We start from the raw sequence: 18,747 nt of genomic DNA, 5'->3' as shown, positions 1-18,747 counted from the left end.
AGCAATTTCCTTCAATACGCTGTTCATTGCCGTCATTACCTTGAGCGGGTCATTTCTGATCATGTTCAAGGGGTGTTCCATGACTATGCTGATTTCCATGGCTGCGTTTGCACTGGCTTCGTCCATCACGCCGGGACCGGTCAACATTGTGGCGTTTAGTGCCGGTGCGCGCTATGGGGTCTGGCCGGGCATGCGCCACGTGCTGGGTGCAACGCTGGGCTTTACCCTATTGCTGCTGCTCATCGGTTTTGGCCTGTACGAAACCTTGCAGCAATGGCCATTTCTGACCCGAATCATTCAATGGTCCGGCGTGGCATTTCTGCTGTATATGGCGTTCCGGCTTGCAACCGACAACGGTCAACTGAGCCTGGGCGATAAGGCAGTCGGTCCTTCGATGATACAAGGGGCGGTCATGCAATGGCTCAACCCCAAGGCATGGCTGGCATCGATAGCAGGCATGGGTGTTTTTGTTGTCAATGGCGAGGCCACGTTGATCTGGCAATTCGCAACCATCTATTGTGTGGTGTGTTACCTGTCACTGGGTTGCTGGGTCTTTGCCGGGAGTTTTCTGAGCAACTATTTGTGCAGCGCGGCAAGCGTACGTGTTTTCAACCGGATCATGGCGCTGTTATTGGCTGGCTGTGCGTTGTATCTGTTGATCTGACCCGTGCAATCACAACCGATACTGCCCCGGTGTCGCTGCCAGGTGTTTTTTAAACTCACGCTGAAAATGCGCTTGATCGGCAAAGCCGGTTTCCTGTGCAACGTCGGCAATCATCTTGCCGCTTTTCAACTGTGTTTGGGCGTACTGGATACGGCGATTGAGCAAGTAGGCATGCGACGTCAGGTGATATCGCTGCTCAAACGAGCGAATCAGGTATGACGCTGAGAGGTTGGCTGCAGCACGGATGTCGGCGAGTTTGATGGGCCGGGCAAAGTTGTCGTTGATGTACTCAGCGGCGCGCGTGACTCGGGGGGAGAGTTGGAGGAGCGGCGCTGGCGTAGCATCAAATGTCTCCAGCATCAGGGTGAAGAACGCTACCGCCGTGCAATGTTTTTGCAGCGTATCGGCTTTTGCGTCGGTCAGGGTCTGGTACAGCGCCGTCAATTTACCGAACAGTAGCGGATCGCTAGTGTGCGTATAGGGCAGGGGTTGAAAGCCGGATTCAGCGTTCAGCCCTATATCCTGCTGTATGTCGCCTAGCCAATGGCTGTCCACATAAAGCATCAGGTACGACCACGGCTGATTGTTGATCGGGTTGCAGGCATGCACATCTCCGGGGTTCATCAGGACCGCGGTGCCTGCCGTTACGCGCTGTGAGCTCTTTTCGTGCAAATAGGTGCTTTGCCCAGCGGTAATCGCGCCGATGGAAAAAGTCTCATGCGAATGCGGGGCATAGCAGACCAGCCGGCCATCTTCTACCGAGCGCGCCTCAATGAAAGGCAGGCACTCATCGCGCCAGAAAAAGGGGGTTGCGGTCGAGTCGCTGGAGTGGATGGTGCTCATGCTGATATCCCGTCGGCAGAGCACCGAGGGTAGCTGAACTCATGTGCCAGCGCGATGCCGATGTGTCGCAGTGCGTTAAAAAGCACCGGCTAGTGCAAATGCTCTGCGTCGGCATGCGTATCGTGACGAGCTGCGTCACTCAGGCATGCTCACGCAGAGCGTAAAAAGCGAAGCGCGTAAGCCTTACTTCTTCACCGGCACGATATCCATGATGTTGCCGTTGACCTTCTGAAAGCGGACGTATTTGTCATTGATCTTCACCCATTCGCTTTCCTTGGCTGGTGCTTCAAGGCCTTTGCTTTTCCAGTCTTTTACTTCCAGATCGCTGCGGCGATATTTTTCCGGTACGCGGGAACCGATTTCCAGTTCGTGCATATTGTCTTTGGATTCGGCTACTTTCGGGTCCGCCGTCTCTGCTGCGTGAGCGGGCAGGGTGACGGCGGAGAAGCAGCCGAGCAAGGTCATGCAGGCGATCAACGATTTGCTATTCATGTAAAGACTCCCAGTCTTTGGTATCAGGCGATGGCTTAATGCCTCGTAATAACTGGGACCCTCACGGTTGCAAATCATTCGATCGGGTTTGCCGCGCTTAGCCTTGCAGGGTCTTGGCGATGGTTGCAGAGAGCCTGGTGGTGGGGCGGCCGATCAGCGCACTCAACTGGTGACTGTCATCGAACAGCGCGCCTTTGGCTGCTGCCGCGTCGGAATCGGCCAGTAACTGCGCAACGAAGTCTGGCAAGCCTGCCTGGATCAGCGCGGCTTCGAATTCGGCTTGCGGCAGGTTGACGTAAGGCAGAGGCTGGCCGGCCTGCTTTGAAAGCTCGGCAGCGAACTCGGCAAGGGTGTAGGAATCGTCACCAGCCAGCTCGTACACGCGACCGCTCTGATCCTCGCCGGAGGTCAGCAGCACCGCCGCAGCTTCAGCGTAATCGAGGCGCGAAGCCGAACTGATGCGGCCCTCTTCGGCACAGCCCATGACCGCGCCATGGGCCAGTGCGCCTGGAATACCTGCGGTGTAGTTTTCGGTGTACCAGCCATTGCGCAGCAGGACATAAGGCAGCCCGCTGGCGCGCAGGTAGTCTTCGGTTTCGCGGTGCTCTCTGGCCAGGCCCAGTGCCGAGGCGTCTGCATGCAGAACACTGGTGTAAGCCAGCAGTTTGACCCCGACGCGTTTCGCCGCATCAATCACGGCCTTGTGCTGCGGCAGGCGCTGGCCCACTTCGCTGGAAGAAATCAGCAGCACCTTGTCTGCACCGGCAAACGCGCTGTCCAGCGTCGACGGCTGCGAATAGTCGGCATGACGCACTTGAACGCCTTTTGCCGAGAGGTCACTGGCCTTTTCCGGGCTGCGGACTGCGGCAATGATCTGCCCGGCAGGTACACGAGTGAGCAGCTGTTCAATGACGATACGGCCAAGCTGGCCAGTGGCACCGGTGACAACGATCATGGAAGGATTCCTTGAATCAGGTTGAAAGGAAGCACCAGCATAGTCATGATGCTTACCTTTCGTAAGTACGTACAAAAAGGTAAGTGTCATGAGTGAATCTGCCTCGCATCCACAGTCTGAAACGGTCGAGTCCATGCTGGCCTTCGTTCGTCAGGGGCAGGTACTGGCCACTGACTGCCCTTCACGGGTAGTGCTCAACCATGTTTGCAGCCGTTGGGGCGTGCTGGTGCTGGTGGTTTTGCGCGGCGGCATGCATCGTTTCAGCGAGGTGCGGCGCAAAATTGGCGGGGTCAGCGAGAAAATGCTCGCGCAAACCCTGCAGCATCTGGAACAGGACGGCTTCGTCAGCCGCAAGTCACTGCCGGTGGTGCCGCCGCATGTTCAATACCGGCTGACCCCAATGGGCGAAGAAGTCGCCTTGCAGGTTGAAACACTCGCCACCTGGATCGAGACCAATCTGCCGCGCATCATGCAGGCCCGTGAGGCCGCGAACACGGTGCAGACCACGCTTGAATGAGCCGTTTCTGACAGATTTTTCATCCTGCGATTGTCGGCTCAATCGCCTGCAATCAGCCGCTTCTTGGTATGGTGCGCGCCGAAATCTTTATATACACGTTCAGTTGCGCCGTTTGCCCTTCACCGAGAAGCTGTAGAAATGCCCAATCCAATTCCCCTGAAAGACCACGAAAAAGAGACGCGGCTGGTCAATCAGCGCCTGATTGCCTGCGCGGTGCTGGTCGGCCTGCTGGCTGCCTGTCTGGTCGCGCGGATGTACTTCCTGCAAGTCACCGAGTTCGATTACCACTCGACCATTTCCGAAAACAACCGCGTGCATGTGTTGCCGATCCCGCCCGAGCGCGGTTTGATCTTTGACCGCAATGGCGAAGTGCTCGCTGACAATCGCCCCAGTTTCAACCTGACCCTGACCCGTGAGCGCGCCGGTGACTGGCACAAGGTGATCGATGAACTGATGACCCTGCTGGAGTTGCCCGACGAAGACCGGATTCTGTTCGACAAGGAACTGAAACAGGTTCGTCACCCGTTTGAGCCTGCGACCCTGCTGTATGAGCTGACCGAAGAGCAGATCGCCACACTCGCGGTCAATCAGTACCTGCTACCGGGCGTGGATGTGGCAGCGCAGTTCGTTCGTCACTACCCGCTGGGCGCGCACTTTGCCCATTCGATTGGCTATGTCGGGCGCATCAACGAAAAAGAAGCGTCGCACCTCGACAATGAATATCGCGGCACTCAATCCATCGGCAAGACCGGTATCGAGCGCTTCTACGAATCCGAGCTGCACGGCCACGTAGGCTACGAAGAGGTCGAAACCAACGCCCAGGGCCGCGTGCTGCGGGTGCTCAAACACACTGACCCGGTGCCGGGCAAGAACATCACCCTCACGCTGGACGCGCATTTGCAGGCCGCAGCGGAAAACGCTCTGGGTGATCGACGTGGTTCGGTGGTTGCGCTGGACCCGGAAACCGGCGAAGTGCTGGCGATGGTCAGCAAACCAAGCTTCGACCCCAACCTGTTCGTCACCGGCATCAGCTTCAAGCAGTACGCTGCGCTGCGCGATTCCATTGACCGGCCGCTGTTCAACCGGGTGCTGCGTGGCCTTTACGCGCCGGGCTCGACGGTCAAGCCGGAAGTAGCGATTGCCGGTCTCGACAGCGGTGTTGTCACGGCCTCGACCAAGGTCTTCGACCCCGGTTACTTCCAGCTGCCGGACTTTGACCACAAATACCGCAACTGGAACCACAGCGGCGATGGCTGGGTGGACATGGACACGGCGATCATGCGGTCTAATGACACCTACTTCTACACCGTCGCGCACAAGCTCGGCATCGACCGCCTGCACGACTACATGACCATGTTCGGCATCGGCCAAAAGGTCTCGCTGGACATGTTCGAGGAATCGGCCGGGCTGATGCCGTCCCGCGAATGGAAACGCGCTACACGCCGCCAGGCTTGGTTCCCGGGCGAAACGGTGATTCTCGGCATTGGCCAGGGCTACATGCAGGTCACGCCATTGCAACTGGCTCAGGCAACGTCACTGATTGCCAGCAAAGGCGTCTGGCATCGACCGCACCTGGCGATGGAAGTAGGCCACGACGTGCCGCTTGATGAGCACCCGATGCCAAACATCGTGCTGCGCGATCCCAACGAATGGAATCAGGTCAACACCGGCATGCAGATGGTCATGCACGATCCGCGCGGCATTGCGCGCGATGCCGCCAAGGGCGCGCAGTACCGCATCGCTGGCAAAAGCGGTACGGCGCAGGTGGTGGCGATCAAGCAGGGTGAGCGTTACAACCGTCTGAAGACGCTGGAGCGTAACCGTGACAACGCCTTGTTCGTCGGCTTCGCACCGGCCGATCATCCGAAGATCGTGGTGTCGGTGACCATCGAGAACGGCGAGGCGGGCGGTCGAGTCGCGGGCCCTGTGGTCCGGGAAATTCTCGATGCCTGGCTGCTCGACAGCGAGGGCAAGCTCAAACCGCAATACGCAGTCCCTGCCAAGGCGCCGGGCAACCCGCACGCCTGAATTGTTTGCCAAGGCAAACTGTCTGACCGAGCCCTGAACAGGGCTCAGGTTTTCTGAACTGTCGAGAATTCATCGGGTCGACCACAATAGGCGTGGCAGAGCGCTGCGCGCGTTTTACCGAATTCATTATTGCCTCGACAAGGAACCCCTAATGTCCAAGACCATCGCCGACCATCTTGCGCAAACCCTCGCAGCGGCAGGTGTTTCCCACATCTGGGGGGTGTCCGGTGACAGCCTCAACGGCCTGACCGACAGCCTGGAACGTACCGATTCGATTCGCTGGATGCACACCCGTCATGAAGAAGTCGCAGCCTTCGCCGCCGGTGCCCAAGCGGCATCCAGCGGCAAGCTTGCGGTCTGTGCAGGCAGCTGCGGACCGGGCAACCTGCACCTGATCAACGGCCTGTACGACTGCCATCGCAACCGCGTGCCGGTGCTGGCGATTGCTGCGCACATTCCTTCCTCGGAGATCGGCCTGGATTACTTTCAGGAAACTCACCCGCAGGAGCTGTTCAAGGAATGCAGCCACTTCGTCGAACTGGTCAGCAAACCCGAGCAATTCCCGCGTGTGCTGGAACGTGCCATGCGCGCGGCGATCAGCCAGAAAGGTGTGGCCGTTATCGTCTTGCCCGGCGATGTGGCGCTCAGCGAATCCCCTGATGTAGCTGCGAAATGGATCGAGGCCACGCCGCCCACTGTCGTTCCAGCGGACAACGACTTGCAGTCGATGGCCGACATGCTCAACGACTCGAAAGCCGTGACCTTGCTGTGCGGTGCAGGCTGTGCGGGTGCTCACGAGCAGATCCTCGCACTGGCCGACACGCTGGGCGCTCCCATTGTTCATGCCTTGCGCGGCAAGCAGCACGTTGAGTACGACAACCCGTTCGACGTCGGCATGACCGGTCTGATTGGTTTCAGCTCCGGCTACCACGCCATGCTCTCCTGCGACACGCTGGTGATTCTCGGCAGCAGCTTCCCATATCGGAATTTCTACCCCGAAAAAGCCAACATCATCCAGATCGACCTCGACCCTACGCAGTTGGGTCGCCGTACGCCTGTGGCGCTCGGTCTGGTCGGCGGGGTACGGGAAACCCTCGACGCATTGCAGCCAAAACTCAAGCCGCACGCCGACCGCCGCTTCCTCGACAAGGCCCTCAAGCACTACGCCAAGGCCCGCGAAGAGCTTGACGAACTGGCCACGCCTACGCCAGACGGTACGCCTATTCACCCGCAGTACCTCACTCGGTTGGTCGACGAGCAAGCGGACGCTGATGCGATCTTTACCGTCGATGTAGGCACGCCAACGCTGTGGGCTGCGCGCTACCTGCACATGAACGGCAAACGCAGCCTGCTGGGCTCGTTCAACCACGGTTCGATGGCTAACGCCTTGCCTCAGGCTCTGGGCGCGAAGGCCGAGCACCCTGATCGTCAGGTGGTGGCGTTGTGTGGCGATGGCGGCCTGTCGATGCTGCTGGGCGACCTGCTGAGCATCCGTCAACTGAACCTGCCGATCAAAATGGTGGTGTTCAACAACAGCTCGCTGGGCTTTGTCGACATGGAAATGAAAGCCAGCGGCTATGTGCCGCACGGCACCGACCTGCATGAAACCAACTTCGCCGGTATCGCCTTGGGCGCAGGCATGCTCGGCCTGCGCGTGGAGAACGCCGAAGAGCTGCCTGCAGCGTTGCGCAAGGCGTTCGATCATCCAGGCCCGGTGCTGATCGACGTGGTCACTGCCAAGCAGGAGCTGGGCATCCCGCCGAAAATCAAACTGGCACAGGCCAAAGGCTTCAGCCTGTACATGATGCGCGCGATCATGAGCGGGCGCGGCAGTGAAGTGCTGGAACTGGCCAAGACCAACTTGCGCTAATAATCCGGGCAACGTGACAGGCGGAATCAGAAAAACCGCCTTCCTCTCGCCAGACACTGTGGTCATCTCATTTATAGGTGACCACGTTGTCTGGCGTTATGTTTTGCATCTTGGTTTATTGCCGTTAATGTTAATTGCACTTCTTGTGGATCCAAAATTCCCGCGCATTTTCGAATACTCGTCTTCATTAATCTTGTGGTGTGAATTGTCAAGATAAATAGTTTGGTAAAGCTCGGCTGCCCTCAGCCGAAACAATGGGACGGAAGCAAGACCGGCTAAGGCAGGCTAATTACCGAATCATCTCTGGCTATTAAAAAACGTCGAAAAATACAGAACGTTAGGCCTCGGATCGTCTTTATAGAACGTCTGCACGTCATGAGGTCTGCAATGCTTAGAAATGCTCCTTTGAGTATGAAACTGCTGCTTATTTTAATGTTTCCCCTGCTGGGCTTTCTTGCCTTCGCAGGTATTTTCGTCGCTGATAAAAGCGAGAACCTCAGCGATATGAGGCGCGCAGTGACGGCCACCAGTGCCGCACAGAAGCTCAGCAACGTCGTCACCACCATCCAGCGCGAGCGCGGTGCCAGTGGCGTGTTCCTGGGCAGTGGCGGCAAGTCCATGCAAGACAAATTGAAATCATTTCGTCAGGAAACCGACCAGGCGATGGGCGAGATGCGTGCGCAATCGACGGAGGGAATTCCCGGGCCGGAAAAAGTAAACCGCGCGCTGGATGACCTGATCGCGTTACGCCTCAAAGTCGATGCGCTGGCAATCAACAATACTGAATCCGGCACGCGTTTCACTGACATCATCAAAACGCTCATCGGGTTTACTTATTCGATGGAAGCGAGCATTGAAGACCCGCAAATACTGCGCGCCTTGAGTTCGCTCAATCAGTTCGTGGATATGAAAGAGCGCGCGGGTCGCGAACGGGTGTTGTTGGGCCTGGCTTTCAACCAGAATCGCTTCGACGCAGCGCTGTTATCACGCTTCAGTCGTAACCTTGGAGAGTTCTCCGGTTACTTCGAAGCCTTCCAGCGCTGGTCCCCGGAAGCATTCAAAACCAGGCTGAATGATGTTCTGCAACAACCAGGATCACTTGAAGTTGCCCGCCTGCAACGTCTGGGTTTCGATACACCCCTGGGCGACCCGCTCAACATCAAGCCCGAAGACTGGTTCAACCTTTCCACCAACCGCATAGACCTGATGGCCAGGGTTGAAGCGGAATTGGGTCAGACTGTCGTAGGCCTGGCCACCGATGCACGCAGCGCCGCTCAAAGCAGCCTTTACATAGCGGTTGCCACTGTCATCGTGATGCTGATCGTAGTGTTGTGGCTGGCGTCGGTGATCATCCGCAATATCAAGGTTGCAGTGGTCGACGTGAACCGCACGCTGGTTGCGCTATCCACCCGCGACCTGACCGCCAGAACCCGTTACACCGGTAAAGACGAGTTCGGCGAGATATCACGCAATCTGGACAACATGGCGCAACAGATCAGCGAGGTCATCCGCGAAATCGGCAGCGCTACCTCACAGGTCGCCACCGCCGCCGAGCAGTCTTCTGCGGTGGCGTTGCAGACCAGCCAGAACGTCGCGCAGCAGCGCCTGGGCACCGATCAGGTCGCCACAGCCATCAGCGAGATGAGCGCCACCGTCAAGGACGTTGCGCGCAGCACCACCGACGCGGCCGAGATGTCGCAGCGCGTCAATAACAGTACCGTGCAGGGCAAGACCGAGATCGACAACACCATCGGCCTGATTCAAGGGCTCTCGGTCCAGGCTGAAGAGACTTCACGAATCATTGACGAGCTCAAGGGCGAGAGCAACGCCATTTCCTCGGTGCTCGATGTCATCCGAGGCGTCGCCGACCAGACCAACCTGCTGGCCCTCAACGCAGCCATCGAAGCAGCGCGTGCGGGCGAACAAGGTCGCGGCTTTGCCGTGGTGGCCGACGAAGTGCGCAACCTGGCCAAAAAGACTCAGGACTCCACGGTCAGCATCCAGAACATGATCGCCAACCTGCAGTCCGGCTCCGAACGTGCTGCCGCGTCCATGCAGGAAACCCTGGGCAAGGCGCAAGAGGGCGCCAGCAACGTCGTACGCGCTGGCGAACTGCTGGAAGAAATCGCCGAAGGCATCGCGACCATCAGTGACCGCAACATCCAGGTTGCATCTGCTGCCGAAGAGCAAAGCCTGGTGGCCGAAGAAATCCACCGCAACGTGAATGACATCAACGCGCTGGTCATTCAGGTGAGTGCAGGTGCCGAGCAGACAGCAGTCACGAGTCGTGAACTGGCCAGGCTTGCTGAGCAGCAGCAGGGGCTGGTGGGACGCTTTAAAGTGAGCTGACGATAAGGGGTTTGTTGGGTGTTCAGAGGCCTGGGAGCGTTAGCTCTCGGGCTTTTTTGTAGTGGTCGTCGGGCGGCAGGAATTCGCGTGGCAGTTCTTGTGCGACGGCTTGGCTCGGCATGCTTTCGGGACTCAAAGAATATAAAGTGGACGGTCATCTTTTCGACATAAGTGGGTAATCGACACGCACGCCTACAATTTTAAAAAAAGTTTATGTTCGACGCTGTTCACTACATGCTGCGCGTCATATTGTTAGTTGCCTGATCATATTAACCATGCCGGTGTTTCGTGCGTTAATGTCCTCAATCTGTCACATCGCTTCCCTACAGTAATATCAAATGTAAGGGAGTATTTTCGACGCGTTAGTTCACTGGCACATTGCCGTGTTCGCGCTGGTGAGTACGTCGGCGTGAGAATGCCCTGACCCTGTTTAGGTCAGAAGCTTTATTGATGCGTTACTTTCCGAGTCCACCCGTTTCGTCTTGATAGTGTGCGGATCCAATGCCCACTGCGAGACTTGGTTTATCCGTCCCACCTGAATAGTGGCTTGCCTATGAACGCGCAGTTTTTGATGGTTGTTCAGTTGATTGCAGGTGTAGGCATGCCGCAACGGATGTCTGACGCATGACGACGTATGGAACAACAATGGCACTGGCGGCGAGCGCCATGCTGAGCGCGAGTCTCGCGTTAGCTGCTTCTGCACCGGCCAGCGACGAGTCAGTCATTGCCGTCATCAAATTCGTGAAGCGTGAAGAAGGTCCTGGCTTGCGCTTTGACCCGGCAAGTTGTGCCACGTGCAGGCTGGTGGCAGACCCTTACTGGAACGCCGACAACCCGCGCGAGACGGTCATAGCGCTGAAAGTACCGCGTTCAAGGACGCTTGAACTGGGTTTCGACGGAGCGGTGGCGAATACCTCGCGCGTGATTCTGGAAAGTGGTGATATACCGTTCAGGCTCGATGGCGGACGTTTGTATGTGGTATTGCCGCCTCTGGCAGTGGATGCGATAACAGCATCCGAGGTCTCTACGCACATCGTTGAGCCGGGCATGGTCCTGCGCTTTGAACATGCCGACCCGGCACGCCGCGCGGGCCTTTACGTGCAGGACTCGTTTCCGTCCGTTCAGCGTGCTGCAGCCAACGTGCTGGAGTTCGCGCAGCGCGAGGCGGTACGTGATCTTGGGCTTGGCCAATACGTGCAAAGCCAGGGGCTGGGCAAAATCCAGATCATGGGCTTCGACACCAATGCCCCACACGGCCATGAAGATGCACCGCCCCATATGCACATGCACCTGCGCTGGCCCGCGAACACCGGCACGCAAATCGCTCACTACTACATCGGCACGGACGGTTTGCTGCTGCATAACATCGTGGGCGTGAAAGGTATCGATACCCCGGAAAGGCGCTTTGAGCGCGGCGAGTCATTTACCACGGTCGGCCCTGATGGTCGTCCGGTCTACACCCATCGCATCACGCCACAAGGCGCGCTGCAGATCGCTCGTCCGGATGGTGCAATGTGCCTGATCGAACCCGCCGGGGCAGAGGGGCAAGGCTTTGCGGGTGGCGCCAGCGTGACCTGTTCCACTGGGACCAAACGCATCGTCAACGTCGATGACGACCTGCACAGAGGTCGATTGAAAGTCAGCATCGACAGCATCGAGGAGATCTTCTACTACGACCCTGATACCGGCGCTCTGCTGTCCCCCACGCAAGCACCTCCCGCACCACCTTCGGTGTATGTGCAAGGGGTGTCAGTAAAGGACTGGTCATCGGAGCCATCTGACTAGGCTCCGGTAAACAAAGTGGCTGCACGCGTGAAGTTGTATTAACGAAATGTCACGCGGTAGCTCGAGCAAAATGACCATTTAAAGTCTGTTAAAGCCAGAAGAGTCGAGCACGACTCCGCCCGTTCCTTGCCTTTTTTTTGTCTTGCCTTCGCCCGTACAGCAGTTAATTCCATTCTGACCTTATGGGAGTCAACATTATGTTTTGCTTACCGAAAATAGTTCTACTGTGCACGGCGGTATTGATAGTAGCGCCCTCTATTGCATTGGCAGAGTACAACACTGACAAGATCGGCGGGATACTCAAAGATGCCCATAATGACCTTACGATTGTCTGCGCGCACCGGGGGCTGCACGGCACCGCCATCGGTACCAACTCTCACCCCGACTGGTTGCGTGATGTGCCTGAGAACTCGATTGCCTCCATTGAGCAGGCTGCCTCCAATGGAATCGAGTGTTCGGAAATCGATCTTCAGCTGGACCGGGCCGGGAATGTAATCGTCCTGCATGATACCAACCTCGGTCGGACCACCAATGCTTACACGACCGCGAATTCGACTGAATATGACCCTTACGGTCATGGCGGCTATAACCCGAACCTGTCGAATTACTTTGGAAACACCCTGAATCTTTCGCTTCGGCATCCCTCCTTGAATGGCTACAGCAACCAGAAACTGCCGTCTTTCGATGCCATTCTGGACGCGATCAAGCGCGACAAGATCGCGATGATCCTGTTGCTTGACGTCAAGAACATCGACGCGGCGAAAAAAGCCTGGCAGAGCGTGAAGACTCACAGTAACTGGTGGGGAACACCGGCCGAGCGTTGGGTGTACTTCAAAATGCCTGTCAACTCGATTGGCATGAACGCTGCCAGCTTCGAATCCAAAGGGATCATGAATGCCCAGAGCGAAGCTGGCCGTTTTCGCCTGATTCCGGTGTTCGGTGCAGACTTTATCGACACCAGCGGCGGGGCGGCCAATTCGCTGTTGAACTGGCAAAGCTATTACAACAAGGATTATGTCTATGCGACCGAGGTGCGCCTCAAGGAATATGACAGCACGCTCAGATTCCCGCTCAACAACATCATGAACAGCTACTATGCGATGAGAACCCAGCACGATGTAAAAACCATGGGTGCCTATCAGCCTGTGGCGGAAACCAAATACTATAGCTTCTTTGCCGCGGATGGCCATTGCTGTACGGAACCCAAGTACTGGCTCTGGAAGTCCCAGAAGGGCTATGGGCAGGAGACAGGCGACAACCGGACAAGCCTCAACTGGATCATGAACACCGCAGGCAAGAGTTTCAGCTACATCATTACCGACGATCCTGTTACCGCCGTGTCGGCGCTCAGAAATGATGGCCGTCGAAATACCAGCCTGATTTCAAACTGATTATTTAATGACGGTCTTGTTAACGAACATTTTTATCGCGCCGGCCGGACGCGCATGCCGTGTCCGGCCGACAGCGAGGGCGACACTCGTTTCGAAACATGCTCACACTAGATAGTGTGCTATCTAACGATTTTCCTGAAACGCAACATGAAATAATCTTACTGTTGTTTCGTCAACTAACTTCCCTCTCGTCACAATAAGTACATATAGAAAAGCGTAGCATCGGCACGCTTTTTAAAACCTTTTGAAAGCGGCGCGCCGTTATTTATTTCGTCCCGGATTGGTGATGTCATGCCCGCGTTACTTCTATCTCGTCGTCCGCCACAACCCTGTCGCGACGATCTGCTGCCCATGTTGCCAGCAGGCAGGTTCGATGCCCCGGCGGTGCCGTTACCGGCAATCGCTGTGCCGCGCATTGGCGTGGGTCATGTTGCCTTGGCATGCGTTATTGCACTGGCTGTCCATGCTGCGGGTTTTCTCTGGTTTCGCAACAGTGCGCCCGCGCAACCGTTACCGCCGATAACCCGGCCCATGCCAATCGCGATGCAAATGGTCGCCAGGCCCACGCCGCCTGCTCCAGCAACGCCCGCCGCAGCGGCTCCTGCGGTTGAGCAACCCACGGCACCGCCACCCGTTATACCGGCAGAGCCAGCCAAACCCCTGGCCGCCGCACCCAAGCCTGAGACACCACGTCCGCAGCCTGCCAAGCCACAGGCCAAGCCACAACAAAAAGCACAGCAACAGGTAGCCGAGAGGCAAGTGCCTGCTGCTGCGCCCCAATCGATACCGGCACAGCAGCCCATGCCTGCACCGCCAGCCAGCAGCGAACCGCCTGCCACGGCACCCATCGGCCGCGCCGGTTATCTGAACAATCCGCCACCCGTGTATCCGCCTGCGGCCGCCAAACGCCATCAGCAAGGCACCACACTGCTGCGCGTGCATGTGCTGGCCAGCGGTCGTCCGGACCAGATTGAGGTGGCTCAGTCCAGTGGTTTTTCGGCGCTGGACGATGCGGCCAAGGCGGCCGTTCGACAGTGGTCATTCACTCCTGCCAAGCGCGGCAACAGCCCGGTCGATGGCTGGGTCAACGTTCCGCTTGCCTTCACGCTCGCTCCTTGAGGCGCCTTACCATGACAATCGATTATTCAACACTGATTCAGCAAAGCTCCATGGGCATCCTGCTGTTGTTCTCATTGGCAACCTGGGCTGTGCTGCTGCTCAAAGCCTGGCAGCAGGGGAGGCTGAAAAACCAGAACAAGCGCTACACGCAGGCCTTCTGGGCAGCTCAGGATTTCGACGCAGCGCTGCACAGCGGTCCGCAGAAAAGCCAGTTGGCACGTCTTGCGCAAGTGACCACGCAAGCGCTTTCCGGCGGTCAGGACGGTCACGAACCGGCTGACAGCTGGAGCCGCCAGGAGCTGCTGGAGCGTAGCCTGCATCAACAGATTCACTCTGAGCGACGCAACCTTGAAAGCGGCATGATCGTGCTCGCCTCAATCGGCAGCACGGCTCCTTTTATCGGCCTGTTCGGTACGGTGTTCGGCATCATCCATGCCCTTCAGGCCATCAGTACCGCCAAGTCAGCGAGCATTGCCGTGGTCGCCGGGCCAATCGGCGAGGCCTTGATCGCCACAGGTATCGGCATTGCCGTGGCAGTACCGGCGGTACTTGCCTACAACTTTTTCAACCGCCGTCTGAAGCTCATGGTGGCCGATCTGGACGCCTTTGCAATCGATCTGCTGAACCGCGCCCAGCGCCATGCCTTCAGATTGAAAGGCGAGCGCGACGGTACTCGCAGCCTCAGCGGGGTTGCTTGAAATGGCCTTCTCCTCAAGCCAGGGCGACGACGCGATCAGCGATATCAACATTACGCCTCTGGTCGACGTGATGCTGGTGCTGCTGGTGGTGTTTATCGTGACCGCACCGTTATTGACCAATGCCATACCGCTTGATTTGCCGCAGACAGCGGCCACCGCGCCGCTGGACGACGCCAAACCAGTGGCCATCAGCATTGACGCCAAAGGCGGTTTGTTTGTCGACGACCAGCCTGTAGCCGAAGAGCAATTACCGGACGCCCTGCAGAATCTGCATACCAATGACCCCGACGTGGCGCTGACCCTGCGTGCCGACACGGCAACTGACTACGGACGCGTTGCCAGGGTTCTCGCCGATGTGCAGCGATCCGGCATAACGCGCCTGGCGGTAATCACCGAAAGCCCTTGATTCCGGCAATTCCGATTAATAGGCGCAGGGCCAGAGCCTGCCGACTTCTTACGCCTTCAGGAAACGTTTTCATGATCATGCTATCGACTACGCGTGCGTCACGTTTTCCCCTTCAACGACTGGTGTTACTGATCGGACTGCATGCACTTAGCCTGACGAGCTATGCGCAGGACAGCGCGACGCCGACAGACCCGGCGCAGGAGCCTGCCACCGGCGCAGCCGATACCACGCTCGGTACCGTTTCAGTGATTGGCCAAGGGGAAACGCGCCAGGTACAGCGTGTCGATGAAAAGGACATCAAGGCCTATTCAGCGGGCACCAACCCGATGAAGGTGCTCCAGCGTCTTGCCGGGGTAAGCTTTCAAGCCGGCGACCCGCTCGGGCGTGAAGAAAGCAGTCAGCGCATCAGTCTGCGTGGCTTCGACATGCATCATCTGGGCTACACACTGGATGGTGTGACGCTGGGCAACATGAGTTTCGCCAATTTCAACGGCCTGAGTATCACCCGCGCAATCATCGCGGAAAATATCGCCAAGAGTGAAGTCGCGGCCGGTATCGGTGCGCTGGGCACTGCCTCCAACAGCAACCTGGGCGGCACAATCGCGTTCACCAGTTCAAACCCCGAAAAGGAGTTTGGCGCGCGCCTTTCGCAAACCCTCGGCAGCTATGACACCACGCGCACGTATGTGCGCGTTGATACCGGCGAATACAACGGGCTGGCGGCTTATGTGTCAGGCGAAAAATACGATGCCGATGCCTGGAAAGGTCATGACAATCCGCAGGAATCCGACGCGCTCAACGCCAAGGTCACCTACGATTTCGACGCTAATCACCTGAGCTTCTATCACAGTACCTCAACGCACAACGAGGCCAACCTGCCTGCCATGTCGAGCAGCATGATCAGGCGTCTGGGGTACAACTGGAGTTACTACACGCCGGACTGGACCCGGGCTGTGAACGCCGCCAACGGTATTTTCACCGGCGGTGTCACCCGTGCAGCAGACGCGACCTATAACGGCAGCAGTTTGCGTGATGATGAACTGGACATCCTCAGTGGCAACTTTTCCCTCAGCGATGATCTGCTGCTGGATGCCACGGTTTATCACCACCACGACTCGGGGCGGGGCAACTCTTACTATCCATTCGTGTACACCAGTGGCAGCACGACCGTACCTACCAACTCCATTCGCAGCACGGTCTACGGTATCAACCGCTCGGGCTTCCAGACCTCGCTGACTTACTTTCTGGGTCAGCACGAAATTCAGGGTGGGTTCTGGATTCAGTCGAACAAGAATGACGTCTCCCGCTACCTGTTCGACCCGACCGGCACGGCACCGCAGAATCACATCGTGAGAACCAAGGGTTTGCCGCAGGTCGCGACCATTCTTTCTCAGGATTACAACGACCTGACTCGGCAATTCTATCTGCGCGACAGCTACACCTTGCTCGACGACCGCCTGAAACTCGAGTTCGGTGCCAAGAACACAGTCACTACCTCGACGGTGGAAGGCAAGGGTGGCGGTTACGCCAGTGGTTCGCTGGAGGCGCGAGACCGTTTCCTGCCGCAACTGGGGGCGACCTACAAGCTTGATGATCAGGATGAGGTGTTTACCTCCTACTCGGAAAACGTCGCCGCCTTCCCCAGTGGCGGCTACGGCCCGTTTTTCACCACTCAGACGGCAGTCGACGCGGCAGGCGGGTTCAAGAACCTCAAACCGGAAACCTCAAAGACGGTTGAAGTGGGTGTGCGTCGCAGCAACGCGCTTTATTCAACCTCGGCCGCGGTCTACAACACCCGGTTCGACAACCGCCTGGTGGCTATTACCAATTGCACCGGGATCGTGATCTGCCAGAACAGCGTAGCCAACGTCGGCTCGGTGACCAGCCGAGGCCTGGAACTGACCTTCGCACTGACCCCGGACGAGAACTGGAGCTGGTCCAACACGGCGTCCTATAACCACAGCACCTACGACGATGATTATCAGAGCGGTACCAGCGAGGTGCATGTCAAAGGCAAGACGGTCGTCGACACGCCCAGGCTGATGTATTCAAGCAGTCTGGACTGGCATTGGCAGCAATGGAACGCGGGCCTGCAGGGCAGCTACATGAGCAAGCGTTATTACACCTACACCAACGACTCGAGCGTTGCAGGCTATTGGCTGGCCAACACCACGCTGGGCTACGACTTCGGCAAGTTGGGCGCGGTCAAGGACACCACCTTGTCGCTGAACGTAGTGAACCTGTTCGACAAGCGCTACATCTCGACTATCAACACGGACGCCAGTGCTGCGAGTGATCCCACTGGCGACTTGCAGATACTTCAGATAGGCAACCCGCGCAGTGCGTTCGTGACCATGGCGGTTCGCCTTTAACGCATCGTCCTGGAGGGCCCGCCCCCGAGGCTGAACCGCATGTGTGAGAGCCGAGCCGACCCCGCACGCTACCAGCGTGGGTTCACCTTGCTGGAGATGCTTGCCGCATTGACCCTTATGGCCATTTGCAGCACGGTCCTGCTGGTCGCCTTCGGCCAAAGCGTGCATTCCCTGTCGCAGGCCGAGCAGAGCGACCGCCTGACCGAGGCGGCCATGAGCGTGATGGATCAGGAAGCAGCAGGGCCGTTGGCTGACGGTATCCGCCAGGGCAGTCTGGGTGGCGGTATCGACTGGCAACTGAGCGTCGCCCGGCAACCGACACGTCAAGGCCAACTGCGCCTGTTTCGCCTGGACCTGACGGTAAGCGACGCCCGGCATCAGGCGCGTTTCAGTACCTTGAGACTGCGTCCGGCGACTGATCAGGTGCACCTGTGAATCCCCAACTATGGCGTGTGTGCATGATGCAGCAGCGTGGCATTGCATTGCTGGTGGTGCTTTGGGTCATGGCCTTGCTCAGCCTGCTGCTGGGGTCACTGGCCGGCTGGGTGCAACTGGAGAATCGCCAGGCGCTGCATCTTCGCCAGCACAGCCAGGCACTGCTGGCCGCAGAGGCTGGCGTCGAGCTGGCGGTGCAGGCCCTGGCTGACCCTGTGCAGCGCAAAAAGTGGGTCGCCGACGGACGTGAAATAGCCCTGACATTCGACGACACGCAGCTCTACATCAGCCTGCACAGCGAGAACGGCAAGCTCTACCTGAACAACGCTCAAGCGGAAGACTTTTCCCGTCTGGCAATGGCGTGCGGCGCGAGTCAGGCACAAGCCAGTCAAATAGCCAGTGAACTCGAAGTTCGGCGAAATAACGGCCAGCCGCCATTTCGCTTGCTTGAAGAAGTTCGGCAACTGCCGAGCATGACGCAAGCGCTGTACAGCAGGCTGTTGCCTGAAATCACGCTGTGGAGCGGCTTCGACCGACCTGATCCGGCCTTCGCAAGCCCGCTGATGCGCATGGCACTCAATCTGCCAACAGGAAACGCGGTGGGCGTCGATCCTGGGGAGGTGCTGGTGATCGAGAGCCGGGCGCAGAGGGCAGAGGGGTCTATGGCGCGTCTGCAAGTGACGGTGTTGTTGAATTCGATGGAGGGGCGAGGCAAGGCCTATACGGTGTTGCGGTGGGAGGAGTGAGGCGGGATTGCAGGCTGAGCAAGAGCCTTGAACATCCGTAATATCTGCCTGGAGCAGTGACTATTCAGTCAGGTTTT

General features: G+C 57.9%; 16 protein-coding genes. 13 read left to right on the top strand and 3 right to left on the bottom strand.

All coding sequences use genetic code 11. From position 1 onward, the window contains the following. Positions 1 to 79 precede the first annotated feature (79 nt). The gene (locus AO068_RS11800) at positions 80 to 664 is read left to right on the top strand and encodes a LysE family translocator (protein WP_058401136.1); all 585 of its coding nucleotides are present in this window, start codon (positions 80 to 82) and stop codon (positions 662 to 664) included. A 9-nt stretch (positions 665 to 673) separates the two neighbouring features. Here AO068_RS11800 and AO068_RS11795 read toward each other — a convergent pair whose 3' ends face one another. The 3 genes from AO068_RS11795 to AO068_RS11785 form a co-directional block, all read right to left on the bottom strand. Further along, the gene (locus AO068_RS11795) at positions 674 to 1,507 is read right to left on the bottom strand and encodes an AraC family transcriptional regulator (RefSeq protein WP_058408436.1); all 834 of its coding nucleotides are present in this window, start codon (positions 1,505 to 1,507) and stop codon (positions 674 to 676) included. Positions 1,508 to 1,690: 183 nt separating this feature from the next. After that, positions 1,691 to 1,999 (bottom strand): RcnB family protein, encoded by a 309-nt coding sequence (locus AO068_RS11790; protein WP_057404684.1) that lies wholly within the window; start codon positions 1,997 to 1,999, stop codon positions 1,691 to 1,693. Between the two features lie 97 nt (positions 2,000 to 2,096). Further along, complete coding sequence (locus AO068_RS11785; RefSeq protein ID WP_058401138.1) at positions 2,097 to 2,954, bottom strand: SDR family oxidoreductase; 858 nt, start codon at positions 2,952 to 2,954, stop codon at positions 2,097 to 2,099. Positions 2,955 to 3,042: 88 nt separating this feature from the next. Here AO068_RS11785 and AO068_RS11780 point away from each other — a divergent pair, with 88 nt between their 5' ends. The 12 genes from AO068_RS11780 (at position 3,043) to AO068_RS11725 (ending at position 18,670) form a co-directional block, all read left to right on the top strand. Then, complete coding sequence (locus tag AO068_RS11780) at positions 3,043 to 3,471, top strand: winged helix-turn-helix transcriptional regulator (protein WP_058401139.1); 429 nt, start codon at positions 3,043 to 3,045, stop codon at positions 3,469 to 3,471. Between the two features lie 138 nt (positions 3,472 to 3,609). Beyond that, positions 3,610 to 5,499, top strand: coding sequence for a penicillin-binding protein 2 (gene mrdA, locus AO068_RS11775; protein ID WP_044322311.1), 1,890 nt, complete (start codon positions 3,610 to 3,612; stop codon positions 5,497 to 5,499). A gap of 151 nt (positions 5,500 to 5,650) precedes the next feature. Beyond that, positions 5,651 to 7,369 (top strand): ubiquinone-dependent pyruvate dehydrogenase, encoded by a 1,719-nt coding sequence (gene poxB / locus AO068_RS11770; RefSeq protein ID WP_058408435.1) that lies wholly within the window; start codon positions 5,651 to 5,653, stop codon positions 7,367 to 7,369. A gap of 432 nt (positions 7,370 to 7,801) precedes the next feature. Further along, on the top strand, positions 7,802 to 9,718 hold the full coding sequence (locus tag AO068_RS11765; RefSeq protein ID WP_058401164.1) for a methyl-accepting chemotaxis protein: 1,917 nt from the start codon (positions 7,802 to 7,804) through the stop codon (positions 9,716 to 9,718). Positions 9,719 to 10,363: 645 nt separating this feature from the next. After that, complete coding sequence (locus tag AO068_RS11760) at positions 10,364 to 11,503, top strand: hypothetical protein (RefSeq protein ID WP_058401141.1); 1,140 nt, start codon at positions 10,364 to 10,366, stop codon at positions 11,501 to 11,503. Between the two features lie 182 nt (positions 11,504 to 11,685). Further along, the gene (locus AO068_RS11755; protein ID WP_227447928.1) at positions 11,686 to 12,894 is read left to right on the top strand and encodes a glycerophosphodiester phosphodiesterase; all 1,209 of its coding nucleotides are present in this window, start codon (positions 11,686 to 11,688) and stop codon (positions 12,892 to 12,894) included. Positions 12,895 to 13,185: 291 nt separating this feature from the next. Further along, entirely contained in the window at positions 13,186 to 14,013 is an 828-nt protein-coding gene (locus AO068_RS11750) for an energy transducer TonB (RefSeq protein WP_058408434.1), read from the top strand. 11 nt (positions 14,014 to 14,024) lie between these two features. Then, on the top strand, positions 14,025 to 14,711 hold the full coding sequence (locus tag AO068_RS11745; protein WP_058401143.1) for a MotA/TolQ/ExbB proton channel family protein: 687 nt from the start codon (positions 14,025 to 14,027) through the stop codon (positions 14,709 to 14,711). A 1-nt stretch (position 14,712) separates the two neighbouring features. Further along, positions 14,713 to 15,117 (top strand): ExbD/TolR family protein, encoded by a 405-nt coding sequence (locus AO068_RS11740; protein ID WP_058401144.1) that lies wholly within the window; start codon positions 14,713 to 14,715, stop codon positions 15,115 to 15,117. Between the two features lie 71 nt (positions 15,118 to 15,188). After that, entirely contained in the window at positions 15,189 to 17,489 is a 2,301-nt protein-coding gene (locus tag AO068_RS11735; RefSeq protein ID WP_058401145.1) for a TonB-dependent receptor, read from the top strand. A 39-nt stretch (positions 17,490 to 17,528) separates the two neighbouring features. Further along, positions 17,529 to 17,924 carry a type IV pilus modification PilV family protein gene (locus tag AO068_RS11730; RefSeq protein ID WP_057430691.1) on the top strand — a complete coding sequence of 132 codons (396 nt, stop codon included), beginning with the start codon at positions 17,529 to 17,531 and terminating at the stop codon, positions 17,922 to 17,924. Positions 17,925 to 17,947: 23 nt separating this feature from the next. After that, a complete protein-coding gene (locus tag AO068_RS11725; RefSeq protein ID WP_058408433.1) occupies positions 17,948 to 18,670 on the top strand; it encodes a general secretion pathway protein GspK in 723 nt (240 codons plus the stop codon). The last annotated feature ends 77 nt before the right edge of the window (positions 18,671 to 18,747 follow it).

Origin of the sequence: Pseudomonas sp. ICMP 3272, assembly GCF_001466905.1 — a bacterium.
In the GTDB taxonomy this organism is placed as follows: domain Bacteria; phylum Pseudomonadota; class Gammaproteobacteria; order Pseudomonadales; family Pseudomonadaceae; genus Aquipseudomonas; species Aquipseudomonas amygdali.
The sequence above is the reverse complement of the archived record's forward strand: the minus strand, read 5'-3'. Positions and strand labels throughout refer to the sequence as shown.

Bases quoted from the DNA above. Each gene is read 5' to 3' on its own strand.
- AO068_RS11800 (WP_058401136.1), top strand. From the start codon at position 80: ATGACTATGCTGATTTCCATGGCTGCGTTTGCACTGGCTTCGTCCATC.
- AO068_RS11795 (WP_058408436.1), bottom strand. From the start codon at position 1,507: ATGAGCACCATCCACTCCAGCGACTCGACCGCAACCCCCTTTTTCTGG.
- AO068_RS11790 (WP_057404684.1), bottom strand. From the start codon at position 1,999: ATGAATAGCAAATCGTTGATCGCCTGCATGACCTTGCTCGGCTGCTTC.
- AO068_RS11785 (WP_058401138.1), bottom strand. From the start codon at position 2,954: ATGATCGTTGTCACCGGTGCCACTGGCCAGCTTGGCCGTATCGTCATT.
- AO068_RS11780 (WP_058401139.1), top strand. From the start codon at position 3,043: ATGAGTGAATCTGCCTCGCATCCACAGTCTGAAACGGTCGAGTCCATG.
- mrdA (WP_044322311.1), top strand. From the start codon at position 3,610: ATGCCCAATCCAATTCCCCTGAAAGACCACGAAAAAGAGACGCGGCTG.
- poxB (WP_058408435.1), top strand. From the start codon at position 5,651: ATGTCCAAGACCATCGCCGACCATCTTGCGCAAACCCTCGCAGCGGCA.
- AO068_RS11765 (WP_058401164.1), top strand. From the start codon at position 7,802: ATGTTTCCCCTGCTGGGCTTTCTTGCCTTCGCAGGTATTTTCGTCGCT.
- AO068_RS11760 (WP_058401141.1), top strand. From the start codon at position 10,364: ATGGCACTGGCGGCGAGCGCCATGCTGAGCGCGAGTCTCGCGTTAGCT.
- AO068_RS11755 (WP_227447928.1), top strand. From the start codon at position 11,686: ATGGGAGTCAACATTATGTTTTGCTTACCGAAAATAGTTCTACTGTGC.
- AO068_RS11750 (WP_058408434.1), top strand. From the start codon at position 13,186: ATGCCCGCGTTACTTCTATCTCGTCGTCCGCCACAACCCTGTCGCGAC.
- AO068_RS11745 (WP_058401143.1), top strand. From the start codon at position 14,025: ATGACAATCGATTATTCAACACTGATTCAGCAAAGCTCCATGGGCATC.
- AO068_RS11740 (WP_058401144.1), top strand. From the start codon at position 14,713: ATGGCCTTCTCCTCAAGCCAGGGCGACGACGCGATCAGCGATATCAAC.
- AO068_RS11735 (WP_058401145.1), top strand. From the start codon at position 15,189: ATGATCATGCTATCGACTACGCGTGCGTCACGTTTTCCCCTTCAACGA.
- AO068_RS11730 (WP_057430691.1), top strand. From the start codon at position 17,529: ATGTGTGAGAGCCGAGCCGACCCCGCACGCTACCAGCGTGGGTTCACC.
- AO068_RS11725 (WP_058408433.1), top strand. From the start codon at position 17,948: ATGATGCAGCAGCGTGGCATTGCATTGCTGGTGGTGCTTTGGGTCATG.